Below are 12823 nucleotides of genomic sequence, written 5' to 3' on the forward strand. Positions count from 1 at the left end.
GCCATGTCCCTGGCCTGCGGCGTGCTGATCCCATTCATGATGTTCACCCGCCAGGAGCACAGCATCGACCAGATGACCGCCGTTTGGCTGTTGCCCGTGGTGGCTGCCGAAGTGGCGGCGGCGAGTGGCGGCTTGCTGGCGCCGCACCTGGTCGACGCCCATTCGCAACTGGTGATGCTGGTGACCAGCTACGTGCTGTGGGCGTTTTCCCTGCCGGTGGCGTTCAGCATCCTGACGATCCTGATGTTGCGCATGGCCTTGCACAAACTGCCCCACGCCAATATGGCGGCATCGAGCTGGTTGGCGCTGGGCCCTATCGGCACCGGTGCCCTGGGGATGCTGTTACTCGGTGGCGATGCGCCGGCGATCTTTGCCGCCAATGGCCTGGCGAGTGTTGGTGAAATGGCCCACGGCCTGGGGCTGATTGCAGGTATCACCTTATGGGGCTTCGGCCTGTGGTGGATGCTGATCGCGGTGTTGATCACCCTGCGTTACCTGCGTGCGGGCATTCCGTTCAACCTCGGCTGGTGGGGCTTTACCTTTCCGCTGGGAGTGTATGCCCTGGCTACGTTGAAACTGGCGAGCGTGTTGCATTTGGGGTTCTTCAGCGTATTTGGCACTGTGCTGGTGGTGGCGCTGGCATTGATGTGGTTGATCGTGGCTACGCGCACGGTGCAGGGTGCCTATAAAGGCGAGCTTTTTGTTTCGCCATGCATTGCTGGGTTAGGGAATAAGTAAGCAGGATTAGGTAAAGTCGTGGCCTGATCAATAACAGGCCACGCAGGAACACGGACGATGAGCCACCCCTCGCAATTCACCTTGCTGCGCACGCGGCGCTTCTTGCCGTTTTTCATCACCCAGTTGCTGGGCGCGTTCAACGACAACATCTTCAAGCAATCGCTGATCCTGGCCATTCTCTACAAGCTCACCATCGACGGTGACCGTTCCATCTGGGTCAACCTGTGCGCCTTGTTGTTTATCCTGCCGTTCTTCCTGTTCTCGGCGTTGGCCGGGCAATTTGGCGAGAAATTCAACAAGGACGCCTTGATCCGGGCGATCAAGATTGGCGAGATCGTGATCATGGCCGTGGGCGCGGCGGGCTGGACGAACTCGGGGACGTCCAGACCGTCATGTTCGGCCGATCCGTGCGCGTTCACGTAGGACGCGGGCGTCTCCATGGGAATCGCATGGCCGACCGGCTGCGGCTCGGCGGGCGGTTCCTCGGGGAACGGGATCAGCGGCTCCTCGTCGGCGACCTCGGGCCCGGCGAGCGGCTCCGCGTCGGCGGGAGGCTCCAGGGCGAGCGGCGGCGCGGCGGGCTCCAGGACCTTCACGTGGCCGCGCTGCGTCTCGACCGGGGCGGCCTCCTCGGCGGCGGGGCGGGCCACCCGGATCTGCTTGAACATCGTCAGCCACAGCCAGACCGCGATCACCAGCATGACGTGCGGCGCCACCGCCACCCCGGCGCGGACGGCGTCGTCCGGCAGCGAGTCGTACCCCCAGACCGAGTGCTGGACGGAGGCCGCGGCGCCCCCGGCGACGAGGACGAGCAGCAGCGTCCAGCGCAGCAGCCGCGTCCACCAGCGGGCGTTGCGCGTGACGACCAGCGACAGGATCGTCAGCGCGACGAGGGTGTCGGCCATCGCCGGGTACAGCGGCGCCCAGCGGCGGCTCACCCGGCCGGCGAGCGCGAGTTCGCGGAGCACGTCGTAGGTGAGCACGTACGCGCCGGCCGCGAGCGCGGCGACGACGAGGCCGGCGAGCGCGGTGAGCAGCCGCCGCTGCGCGCGGGTGAAGGACGGCCGGGTCGGGTCAGATGGCATGGAGCCTCGTTCCGGGGAGGGCGCCTGATGATCCTCAGCCGAGGTTAATCGGCCGGGACGGCGACGAACCGCAACTTCTTGGTGATCATTTTGTCGCTGCGCGCGATAAGGGGGGAGACGTACGGTATGGACGTCGACATCCCGAGGGAGGCTGCGATGCCGTACGGCTGTTTCGTGGACGGAACGCGGGCCCGAACGGCCGGGTAGCGCGGCGTGACGTCGCCTCATGATCGGCTGGGCGAGCCGATCCGGACATTCGACGGCCGGGCCGCGGGCCGCCGCGCCTGGACGTGGCTGTGCCTGCTGAGCCTGGCGTCGCTGGCGCTGATCCCCGCGGCCATCGTCTACCTGCACGACCAGGTGTGGTGGGTGGGCGTCCCGGCGCTGCTGCTGTCGATGGGGTACGCGGCCGCCGTCGGCTGGATCGCGGGACGCGACCGCCCGCGCGTCCGCAACCGGGTCGCCTGCCTGTACACGGGGGGCCTGTCGGTCACGGGTCCGGGCGGCGCGGCCGACTACACGTGGGACGAGCTGGAGTCGGTGACGGTCTCGGGCCGGCACAGCGGGCCGCGGGTCCGGTGGTGCTTCACGGTCGTGGCGGACGACGGCAGCGTGCTGCGGCTCGAAGACGACATCCCGGACGTCCGGACGCTGGGGGTGGCCGTCGCGGAGGAGGTGACGGCCCGGATCGTCCCGCGCCACCTGGCGGCGGTGCGGGCGCGGGAGTCGGTGCGCCTCGGCCCGTTCACCGTGGACCTGGACGGCGTCGAGAAGGACGGCGAGCGGCTGCCGTGGAAGGCCGTCGACGACGTCGTGATCAGCAACGGCATGGTGACGGTGCACGCCTGCACCGGCCGGATGGACCTGATGGCGGTCGCCTCCCAGATGCCGGACGCGCTGGCGTTCGCGGCCCTGTGCCACCGGCTCCGGGATCTCAACGAATCCTTCTGAGGACTTTCTCGCGGGGGATGTCGAGAACGCGTCCGCCGCTCCGATCGTTCTGTGACGAGCGGCCGCCGGGGCCGCCGGCGACAAGGAGCACACCGTGAAGTACATGCTGCTGATCCACAACCGTCCCGGCTTCGTCGAGGAGCTGACGGAGGCGGAGCGCGAGGCGCTGTTCGGCGAGGTGGACGCGATCATGAAGGAGCTGACCGAGTCGGGGGAGCTGGTCGGCGGGAACGCGCTCGCCGACCCGTCCCGGACGAAGACGGTCCGGGCGGGGAAGGACGGGCGGCCGGCCGTGACCGACGGGCCGTTCCCGGAGGCCAAGGAGCACTTCGCCGGATACATCATGGTCGACTGCGAGTCGGCGGAGCGGGCCGTGGAGATCGCCGCGCGCTGGCCCGACGTCCGGCACGGCGGGCACATGGAGGTCCGGGCGATCATGCACGAGGCCGGGACGGAGATGTGAGGACACCCCCGGCCGTCGAGGACCTGCTGCGCACGCTCGCGCCGCAGGTCCTCGGCACGCTGGTGCGGCGGCACGGCGCGTTCGACGCCTGCGAGGACGCCGTGCAGGAGGCGCTGCTCGCCGCCGCCGTGCAGTGGCCGGGGGAGGGCGTGCCGGAGAGCCCGCGCGGCTGGCTGCTGACCGTCGCGACGCGGCGGCTCACCGACCAGTGGCGCAGCGAGCGGGCCCGCCGCGACCGCGAGGCCGCCGTGTTCGCGCGGGAACCCGACGAGCCGGGGCCGGACGAGAACGGGCCCCGCTACCCGTGGGGGGACGATCCCCTGAAAGGGCAGGCCCGGCCGGCTCCCCGCTCCGGGGACCGGCCGGGTGACCGCGACGACACGCTGACGCTGCTGTTCCTGTGCTGCCATCCGGCGCTGTCGCCGTCCTCGCAGGTCGCGCTGACGCTGCGGGCGGTCGGCGAGCTGACGACGGCGCAGATCGCGCGGGCGTTCCTCGTCCCGGAGGCGACGATGGCGCAGCGGGTCAGCCGCGCCAAGGCGAAGATCAAGTCGGCGGGGGCGCGGTTCGTGCCGCCGCCGCCGGACGAGCGGGACGCGCGGCTGCGGGCCGTCCTGCACGTCCTGTACCTGGTCTTCAACGAGGGGTACACGGCGTCCAGCGGGCCCGATCTGCAGCGCACCGACCTGACCGCGGAGGCGATCCGGCTGGCGCGGGGCCTGCACGGGCTGCTGCCGGACGACGGCGAGGCCGCGGGCCTGCTCGCGCTGATGCTGCTCACCGACGCCCGGCGTCCGGCGCGGACGGGACACGGCGGGCTGCTCATCCCGCTCACCGAGCAGGACAGGACGCTCTGGCGGCGGGACGCGATCGAGGAGGGCACGGCACTGATCACCGACGCGCTCACCTGGTCGCCGCCCGGCCCGTACCAGGTGCAGGCCGCGATCGCCGCCGTCCACGCGGAGGCGGCGCGGCCGGAGGACACCGACTGGCCGCAGATCCTCGCGCTGTACCGGCTGCTGGCGCACCTGTCGCCGAACCCGATGGTCACACTGAACGAGGCAGTCGCGCTGGCGATGGCGTCCGGCCCGTCCGCCGGGCTGGACCTGCTGCGGACGCTGGACGGCGACGACCGGGTCGCCGGACATCACCGGCTCGCCGCCGTCCGGGCCCATCTGCTGGAAATGGCCGGCGACACGGACGGGGCGCGGGACGCCTACCAGGAGGCGGCGCGCCGCACGACCAGCCTGCCGGAGCAGCGCTACCTCGAATCCCGCGCATTCCGACTCAACGGGGAAAACGCTTGATGGGTTGTTGGGCGCGGTGACGGACGAGCCCGCGCCCGTGTTCGGCAACAGTTCGGGCTGGAACCGGCGGTGCGGCATCTCAGAACAGGTGCGCGCGTTGATCGCCCACGAACCGCCGCTGCTCGGACTCCTGCCGGACGCCGTGTTCGCCAAGGCAGGCGGCCGCGCCGCGTAATGGGCGGCACGGCCGCGCGTCGATCCAATAGCCTGGGCCCTGTGAGTCTGCGCTTTTACGACACCGGCACCCGTAGCGTCCGCCCGTTCGAGCCCCTCGAAGAGGGCCGCGTGGGGATGTACGTGTGTGGTGCGACCCCGCAGGCATCACCGCATATCGGGCATCTCCGCTCGGGCGTCATCTACGACGTGCTGCTGCGCTGGCTGCGCGCGTCCGGCTACGAGGTGACGTTCGCCCGCAACGTCACCGACGTCGACGACAAGATCATCGCGGTGTCGGCGGAGCGGGGCGTCCCGTGGTTCGCGGTCGCCGAGGGCAACCAGCGCGTGTTCACGCAGGGCTACGACCTGCTCGGCTGCCTGCCGCCGACGATCGAGCCGCGCGCCACCGGGCACGTCCCGGAGATGATCGTGCTGATCCGGCGGCTGATCGAGAAGGGCCACGCGTACGCGGCGGGCGGCGACGTGTACTTCGACGTGAAGTCGTGGGCGGACGAGTACGGGTCGCTGTCGAACCAGCGGCTGGAGAACATGCGGTCCGCCGGCGACACCCCCAACGAGGAGGCGAAGCGCGACGCGCGCGACTTCGCGCTCTGGAAGGGCGCCAAGCCGGGCGAGCCGTCCTGGGAGACGCCCTGGGGGGACGGACGTCCGGGCTGGCACCTCGAATGCTCCGCGATGGCGACCAAGTACCTCGGTCCGGCGTTCGACATCCACGGCGGTGGGGTCGACCTCATTTTCCCGCACCACGAGAACGAAATCGCTCAATCCCGTGCCGCCGGTGACGGATTCGCCCGCTACTGGCTGCACAACGGGCTTCTCACCGTGGACGGCGAGAAGATGAGCAAGTCGGTCGGGAACGTGGTTCTGCTGTCGGACCTGCTCGACAAGGCCCGTCCCGTAGAGGTGCGCTACTACCTGGCCTCCGCGCACTACCGGTCGCTCATGGACTACACCGACGCCGCCTTGGCCGAGGCCGTCTCCGCCTACCAGCGGATAGAGGGCTTCGTTACGCGGGCCTCAGAGACGGTGGGCGCGGTGCCTGCCTCGTCTGTGCCGACGGGGTTCGCCACGGCGATGGACGACGATCTGGGCGTCCCGCAGGCGCTGGCGGTGCTGCACGAGACCGTCCGGGACGGGAATAGCGCCCTTGCGTCCGGTGACCACGAGGCGGTGCGCCAGGCGTTGGCGGCCGTGCGGGCCATGGCGGACGTCCTCGGCATCGACCCGCTGTCGCCGCAGTGGAACCGGACGGGCGAGGAAGACCTGCGTCCCGTCGTGGACGCCCTGGTGGGGGTGGCGCTGGAGCAGCGGCAGGCGGCGCGCGCGCGGAAGGACTATGCAGCAGCCGACGCGATCCGCGACAGCCTGGCGGAGGCAGGGATCCTGGTAGAGGACACCCCGCAGGGCCCCCGCTGGGAACTGAAACGAGACTGACCTCGCAGCGAGCCCGGCCGTCGTGTGGTGTGCGCAGGGCGCAGTCTGGGGCGGATAAAATCAGGGGTTCGCGGGGGTTCGTGAGTGTGCCGTCCCGCTGAGATTTGAGCCGCCCGGCAGCCGCGAGGGCGAGTGAGCAAGCAATCGTCGTCGCAAGGGGCGTAACGGACAATGGCGAAGCGCAAGGGCAAGGGACCCACTCCCAAGGCCGAGGACCGGCACTGGCACGCCAAGCGCCAGAAGGCCCGCGCCGTCAAGAGCGCCAAGCGCACCGGCACGCCGACGGTGGGGCCGGGCGGGCGCGCGAAGGGCGGCGACGCCGCGCCCGCCGGTGGACGTCCCGCCGGGGCGCGGCGCGCGAACGGCGAGGTCCCCGAGCTGGTCACTGGCCGGAACCCGGTCGTCGAGGCGCTGCGCGCGGGCGTCCCGGGCACGGCGCTCTACGTGATGTCCAGCACCGATGAGCGGGTCCGCGAGTCGATCCAGCTGGCCGCCGACCGCCGCGTCCCGCTGCTGGAGACCGGCAAGAACGAGCTGGACCGGCTGACCGACGGCGCCGTCCACCAGGGCATCGCGCTGCAGGTCAAGCCGTACCGGTACGCGCACCCGGACGACCTGCTCAAGGGGACCGCGCCGCTGATCGTCGCGGTCGACGGCATCACCGACCCGCGCAACCTCGGCGCGATCGTCCGGTCCGCCGCCGCGTTCGGCGCGACGGGTGTCGTCGTGCCCGAGCGGCGCGCGGCCGGGGTCACCGCGGGCGCCTGGAAGTCGTCCGCCGGCACGCTCGCGACGTGTCCCGTCGCGCAGGCCACCAACCTCACGCGGCAGCTCAAGGCGTACCAGAAGGCGGGCTGCTTCGTCGCCGGGCTGGACGCGGCCGGCGGCGTGACGGTGGCCGACCTGGAGATCGCGTCCGGGCCGTTCGTGCTGGTCGTGGGCTCGGAGGGCAAGGGACTCGGACGGCTGGTCGCCGACACCTGCGACATGCTGGTCACGATCCCGATGCCGGGCAGGGCCGAGTCGCTGAACGCCGGGGTCGCCGCCGGCATCGCCCTGTACGAGGTCAGCCGCCTGCGGTCCTGACTGCACATCATCACCTTCTCTCAACGGGAATAATCTCAACATTCATAGACTTGGCGTTAATGTACTTGCCTCGTCCATGCCCACGCTGAGGTGATTCCGCATGACCACCACCGCCGTCGCGGCCCCGCGGACGCTGGGCGTCCGCTACGCGTCCGACCTGGGGCTGGCCGCCCTCGCCCCCGCGAGCTGGGGCACCACGTACGTCGTCACCACCACCCTGCTGCCCGCCGACCGCCCGCTGCTGGCCGCGACGTTACGCGCGCTGCCCGCCGGGCTGGTCCTGCTCGCCGTCACCCGGCGCCTCCCGCGCGGCGACTGGTGGTGGAAGTCGATCGTCCTCGGCATGCTGAACTTCGGCGCGTTCTTCCCGCTGATCTTCTTCGCCGCCTACCGGCTTCCGGGCGGGGTCGCCGCCACCCTCGGATCCGTCCAGCCGCTGGTCGTGGCGCTGCTGTCGCTCGGCCTCCTGCGGGTCCGCCCGGCCCGCGCCGTCCTGTACTCGGCGCTCGCCGGCACCGGCGGCGTTGCACTGCTGACCCTGACCGCCGACGCGCGCCTCGCCCCGCTCGGCATCGCCGCCATCCTCACCGCGACGTCCCTCATGGCGGCCGCGATCGTCCTCGCCAAGAAGTGGGGACGTCCCGAATCACCGTTGGTCATGACCGGCTGGCAACTCACGGTCGGCGGCCTCGCCCTGCTGCCCCTCACCCTGCTCACCGAGGGCGTGCCGCCGTCCCTCACCGGTGCGAACGTGTTGGGCTTCGCCTACCTCGGCATCGTCGGCACCGCGATCGCGTACGCGCTGTGGTTCCGCGGCATCGACCGGCTGGCCCCGACGTCCGTCTCCCTGCTCGGCCTGACGAACCCGATGGTCGCGACGCTGGCGGGCCTGGTGATCCTCGGCCAGACGCTCACGTTCTGGCAGGTCGTCGGATTCACGATCGCCCTCGGCGCTCTCGTCGCCGGCCAATCCCTCAACAGGAGGCCCTCCGCTTGAGAAAGGCTCTTTCGGCCTCATTCTCGGTTAGCTCAATCGCCTCGCGATATGCGTCGGTGGCCTCATCGTCCCGTCCCAGCCGCCTCAGCAGATCGGCGCGGACCGCATGGAACAGGTAGTACCGGCCGAGGTCGAGCCCCTCCACAAGTGCCAAACCGGCTCCCGGACCCTCGATCTCGGCCACCGCCACCGCCCGGTTGAGCGCAGCCACAGAAGTGGGCGCGACGACCATCAATTGGTCGTACAACTGCAGAATCTGCTCCCACTGGGTGTCCTCAGCCGTCGCCGCATCACTGTGCACCGCGTTGATGGCGGCCTGAATCTGATACGGCCCCGGCCGGTTAATCGCCAAGCATTGCCGGACGAGGGCCTGCCCTTCCTCCACCAGCCCGCGATCCCACAACTGCCGGTCCTGGTCGCCGAGCAGAACCAATTCACCGCCCTTGACCCGGGCGACCTTGCGTGACTCCACAAGGAGCATCAACGCGAGTAGCCCCAGCACTTCGGGCTCGTCCGGCATGAGTTCCCTGAGAACCCGCCCCAACCGGATCGCCTCCGCGCCCAGCTCCTCTCGTCCTGCATAACCCTGGTTGAACACCAGATAAATGACGGCCAGCACCCCGGAAAGGCGTCCCGGAAGCTCGGCCTCTTCCGGCACCCGATACGGGATCCGCGCGTCCCGAATCTTCGCCTTCGCCCGTACGAGCCGCTGCGCCATCGTCTTCTCCGGGACGAGGAACGCCCGCGCGATCTCCGGCGTCGTCAACCCGCCCAGCAACCTCAACGTCAACGCCACCCGCGCCTGAAGCCCCAGCGCCGGATGGCAGCACGTGAAAATCAGCCTGAGCCGATCGTCCTGCACAGCGCTCACCTCGACCGGCTCACCCGCACGCACCAGCACGGCCTGCGCCTGCTTGCCGTCCCGCAGAGCCTCCCGGCGCAGCCGATCGATCGCCTTGTTCCGGGCCGTCGTGATGATCCACCCGGCCGGGCTGGGCGGTGCCCCGTCCGCGGGCCACCTCCGGACCGCCTCCACGAACGCCTCCTGCACCGCATCCTCGGCGACGTCGACGTCACCGAAGACGCGGACCAGGACGGCCACCGCCCGCCCGTGCTCCTCGCGAAAGACCCGTTCCGCTACACCTCGCCCTGGAACGGCCGCACCTCCATCGGCAGCCCCGTCGCCTTGCAGAACCTCGCCGCGACCTTCAGCGCCGCGTCCAGATCCTCCACCTGGATGATCGTGATGCCGCCGATGTGCTCCTTCCCCTCCGTCCACGGCCCGTCCGTCGCTACGACCTCGTCCCCCCGGCACCGGACCATGGTGCTCGCCTCGGGACCGTGGAAGCCCCGCCCGAACACCCACGACTCCTCCCGCTGCAGGTCGTGCCGGATCTCCGCGATCTCCGCCATCACCTTGTCCAGCACCTCCGGCGGCGGCGGATCGCCCACCGGCTGGATCATGTTGAGCGCGTAGAGCTTCATGCCTCCTCCTTCTCATACCTCACGATCACTACCGTTCCTAGCCAGTGTCCAGGAGTGGGTCTTGGACCCATTGCCTGGTACTGCGCGCGTCCCGAACGGTGTTGGATGCGCTGGTCCCCCGCGTTCGTCGTGCGTGGCCCGCCCGGCGGGGCGCATCGTGTGCGCGGTCCGTGGCGGGTTGGCGGGTTCCCTCACGCCCGCGGGTGCCCGGTCGGGCCTGGGCGGTCCGATGCCCCTGCTCATCGCTCCGGTGGGCAGGGGGCGGTGCCGTCCGTCGCCGGACCGGGTGCCCTTGGGCGCGTCGCCCGATCGCGATGCTCGCCGCATCGTGCCGGGTAGTCGTGCGTTTCGTGGTGGTGAGGGGCTGCTGCCAGTGCTGGGCACCCCATTTGCTGCTGTAGGCGGGATCGACGGCGATGATCGCGATGCCGGTCTGGTCGGCCATCGAGGTCAGCCGGGCCCGCAACCTTCCGGTGGGCATCCCCGAGATCACCTGCCGGAACTTCTTGCGGCGGCCGTGCTTCTCCCGCGTCTTTTCTTTCTCGAAGTCCAGGTCCTCCACCGCGATCGCGCGCACACCGCAGTCTCGTGCCCAGTGCAGCAGCCGGGTGAGGGCGTGCCGGACCTGGGCGTCACGGTGCCCGGAGGAGCCGGTCAACGCGTACCCGAAACGGCGCGGATCACCGATGGGGTTGCCGTGCATGTCCAGGCGCCATGCGGCCAGATGGTCGGCGTTGGTGTCCACCCCGATCACCCCGCCGGCCAGCGCGGCCGCCATCGGGAGCGGCGGGGTCTTGGAAATTTGCCAAGAGGCGGTGAGATACCAGCGGCCCCGAGCCGCATCCAGATGGGCGCGGTAGGCGACCGCCCGGTGGGCCGCCACCCGGTCGGCCCACTCCACATCCCGGTGTGTGAGCCGCGCCCGGGCTGCCAGGACGTAGCGGCCGTGCGGGGCGTTGGCGTACTCGGCCAGTGGAGCCGGAAGCCGGATGGACACCTCACCGTCGGGGGTGACGCGGATGGTCTCGTTGCCGTACCGCTTCCCGGACTCGCCATCAGCGTGGCAGAACCAGCGTCCGGCCTGCCACCGCGCCCGCCACTGATCCTCGCTCACCCCGGCCTCATCGAGATGGTGCCGGGTGCGGGCCAGGCGCTTGCCGCCCCGCACCACATGCACCACCCCCGCCTCGAAGTCGGCGCGCACCCGCGCCAACCGGCCCTGAAGCACGCGCAGGCGGCGGGACTTGGCGACCCACTCCCGCCGGGACCGGTACCCGCCCGGCGCCCGCTTGGTGCCCTTGGCCCCGATCGGCAGCGCCAACCGCCGCTCGATCGTCTTCACTCCCGCTTCCAGGGACTGGAGATGGGCGTACTGGGACCGGCGGGCCAGCGCCCACTGGTCATGGGTGGCCTTGGTGATCGCCCCAGCCCACCGCGCCGACGACACACCCGTCAACTCCCGCTTACGCGCCGACCACCTATCCGCACCATGGTTCAGGCCGTCCGCGCAGCGGGCCTTCAAATCCCGGGCCGCCAGCGACCCCAGATGCGCCCCCACCGCCCGCAACACCCGCTCGTCGGCACTGGTGAGGCCCTTGAGCCGGGTACGGACCGCGACCCCGCACGGGCCCGCCGCCACGAACGGCGGCGCAATCGGACGCAACCCGCCCCCCTCACTCCCGCCATCGAATGCAGACGGCAACATATCCAACACTTTAAGTGACTTTACTCGAACGCGCAATCGATCGGCAAGAACCCGTCGAACCACGCTCACGTACCACGCCCCCGCTGGGTCGGGGGTCCACACCCGACCGGCCTGCCCCACCACACACGCCCCAATACACATCCGGCTGCACGCCTGAGCCTCCAACATCGCCGGGGCAACCCAGCGCGCGTCCACACCGGGTGTGTCAGCGCCCCACCGCCGTCGCTCCCCTTCCCGAGCACGTCCCCCATGACCTCTCCCTCCGGACACTCCTCACCCCTCACACGAACGCCCACCCTCCAAATCGACACCCCACGCAGAAGAACTTGCACCCAAAAAGCCAGGCCGGCGGCCCCGTTACGCACATCCCGGTCCTGCCATCTGGCAAGGACGGCGCTATAGGGCCCATCTGTAGTTCCTGGAGTACTCCACGCGGGACCGGCTCGCGCTGCCGTGGCGGATCCTGGTGCTGCGCGGCCCCGCCGCGGCGAGGCGAGGCGAGGCTGCACAGAACGGTCCGGCGGATGGGTGCGTGCTCCTTGTCCTTGGCGAGGTCGGAGCGGTACATGCCGATCGCGCGGAGTCGGAGCGCACTTCGACACGCCCAAGTCGCAGGCGGGGGAACGGGTCCTGCCGCTCGACAGCGGCACCACGGCGATGGTGCCCGGTTGCCTGCGGATGCTCAAGAAGGAGCGGCTGCGCGCGGGCGAGGCCTACGTGCGTGACCAAGGAATGGCGGCGGCTGTACGACGCGGCGAAGGTGCCGGCGATCCGGCTGCACGAGGCGCGGCACACCGCGGTGACCCTCGGCCTGGCGGTGAAAAGTCGTCTCCGACCACCTCGGGCACGCCAACACGCGCATCACCGAGGACCTCTACATGATGGTGCGGCAAGGCGTCCAAGATGAAGGCGCAGAGTTGATCCTCATCCTGCTGCCCGAGCAGGCGGCGAAGAAGAAGGGGAAATCAAGACCATGACCGCGTGGACGCGTTTTGGACACTTCGCCCCCGGATCCAGGGACGGAAAGCCCCCGTTCCAAGATCGGAACGGGGGCCTGACCTGGGAGAGCCGGCGAGGGGACTTGAACCCCTAACCTTCTGTTTACAAGACAGATGCTCTGCCAATTGAGCTACGCCGGCGGGCTTGGTCCGCATCGTAGTCGACTTGGCGGGGGGCGCGCTCACGGTGTTGTGCAGTGCGGGTCGAGGGGCGGTCTGTGTGGGAGCATGGTGGTGTGGGTGAGGCTTCGTGGGTGGTCTTCTCGCGGCCTAGTGCCGTAGCAGGCAACGTTCGCCCTGTTGTGATGTGACACGCCGTCTTGAGGCTGTGCCCGGCGCCGTGTGGCCGTCACCCTGTCCGGGTGGCAGAACGAGTACGTGTACGCGAGATCGACGA

The 12823-nt window shown here is 70.1% G+C and carries 11 protein-coding genes, 1 tRNA gene and 1 pseudogene; 8 read left to right on the plus strand and 5 right to left on the minus strand.

The features are described from left to right. A pseudogene (locus HUX53_RS32495) lies at nucleotides 1-738 on the plus strand (C4-dicarboxylate ABC transporter); the annotation flags it as partial. 179 nt (nucleotides 739-917) lie between these two features. Here the strand turns inward: HUX53_RS32495 and HUX53_RS40325 are convergent. Continuing rightward, a complete protein-coding gene (locus HUX53_RS40325) occupies nucleotides 918-1823 on the minus strand; it encodes a DUF2637 domain-containing protein (protein WP_217920176.1) in 906 nt (301 codons plus the stop codon). 213 nt (nucleotides 1824-2036) lie between these two features. On the opposite strand from HUX53_RS40325, the gene HUX53_RS32505 reads away from it, so the two are divergent. The 7 genes from HUX53_RS32505 (at nucleotide 2037) to HUX53_RS32535 (ending at nucleotide 8238) form a co-directional block, all read left to right on the plus strand. Next, nucleotides 2037-2774: a DUF6585 family protein gene (locus tag HUX53_RS32505; RefSeq protein ID WP_176407038.1), complete on the plus strand. Its 738-nt coding sequence runs from the start codon at nucleotides 2037-2039 to the stop codon at nucleotides 2772-2774. Between the two features lie 103 nt (nucleotides 2775-2877). Continuing rightward, nucleotides 2878-3237: a YciI family protein gene (locus tag HUX53_RS32510; RefSeq protein WP_217920179.1), complete on the plus strand. Its 360-nt coding sequence runs from the start codon at nucleotides 2878-2880 to the stop codon at nucleotides 3235-3237. Beyond that, nucleotides 3234-4544, plus strand: coding sequence for an RNA polymerase sigma factor (locus HUX53_RS32515; RefSeq protein WP_176407040.1), 1311 nt, complete (start codon nucleotides 3234-3236; stop codon nucleotides 4542-4544). The genes HUX53_RS32510 and HUX53_RS32515 overlap by 4 nt, the downstream gene beginning before the upstream one ends. Before the next feature lie 16 nt (nucleotides 4545-4560). Beyond that, nucleotides 4561-4719: a hypothetical protein gene (locus tag HUX53_RS32520; protein WP_176407041.1), complete on the plus strand. Its 159-nt coding sequence runs from the start codon at nucleotides 4561-4563 to the stop codon at nucleotides 4717-4719. A 41-nt stretch (nucleotides 4720-4760) separates the two neighbouring features. Beyond that, a complete protein-coding gene (cysS, locus tag HUX53_RS32525; protein WP_176407042.1) occupies nucleotides 4761-6155 on the plus strand; it encodes a cysteine--tRNA ligase in 1395 nt (464 codons plus the stop codon). Between the two features lie 171 nt (nucleotides 6156-6326). Next, a complete protein-coding gene (gene rlmB / locus HUX53_RS32530; protein ID WP_176407043.1) occupies nucleotides 6327-7241 on the plus strand; it encodes a 23S rRNA (guanosine(2251)-2'-O)-methyltransferase RlmB in 915 nt (304 codons plus the stop codon). Between the two features lie 100 nt (nucleotides 7242-7341). After that, nucleotides 7342-8238: an EamA family transporter gene (locus tag HUX53_RS32535; protein WP_176407044.1), complete on the plus strand. Its 897-nt coding sequence runs from the start codon at nucleotides 7342-7344 to the stop codon at nucleotides 8236-8238. On the opposite strand, the gene HUX53_RS32540 is transcribed toward HUX53_RS32535, so the two are convergent. The 4 genes from HUX53_RS32540 to HUX53_RS32550 all read right to left on the minus strand — a co-directional run bounded on the left by HUX53_RS32540 (nucleotide 8216) and on the right by HUX53_RS32550 (nucleotide 12567). Next, a complete protein-coding gene (locus HUX53_RS32540; protein ID WP_217920181.1) occupies nucleotides 8216-9430 on the minus strand; it encodes an RNA polymerase sigma factor in 1215 nt (404 codons plus the stop codon). The genes HUX53_RS32535 and HUX53_RS32540 overlap by 23 nt on opposite strands. After that, nucleotides 9376-9723 carry a YciI family protein gene (locus HUX53_RS40330; RefSeq protein ID WP_217920178.1) on the minus strand — a complete coding sequence of 116 codons (348 nt, stop codon included), beginning with the start codon at nucleotides 9721-9723 and terminating at the stop codon, nucleotides 9376-9378. Before HUX53_RS40330 ends, HUX53_RS32540 begins: the two co-directional genes overlap by 55 nt. Before the next feature lie 37 nt (nucleotides 9724-9760). Beyond that, the gene (locus HUX53_RS32545) at nucleotides 9761-11386 is read right to left on the minus strand and encodes a transposase (protein ID WP_255205863.1); all 1626 of its coding nucleotides are present in this window, start codon (nucleotides 11384-11386) and stop codon (nucleotides 9761-9763) included. Nucleotides 11387-12494: 1108 nt separating this feature from the next. After that, nucleotides 12495-12567: transfer RNA gene (locus HUX53_RS32550), tRNA-Thr, on the minus strand. Nucleotides 12568-12823 lie beyond the last annotated feature (256 nt).

This window comes from Actinomadura sp. BRA 177, assembly GCF_013372625.1.
Classification (GTDB): Bacteria; Actinomycetota; Actinomycetes; order Streptosporangiales; family Streptosporangiaceae; genus Spirillospora.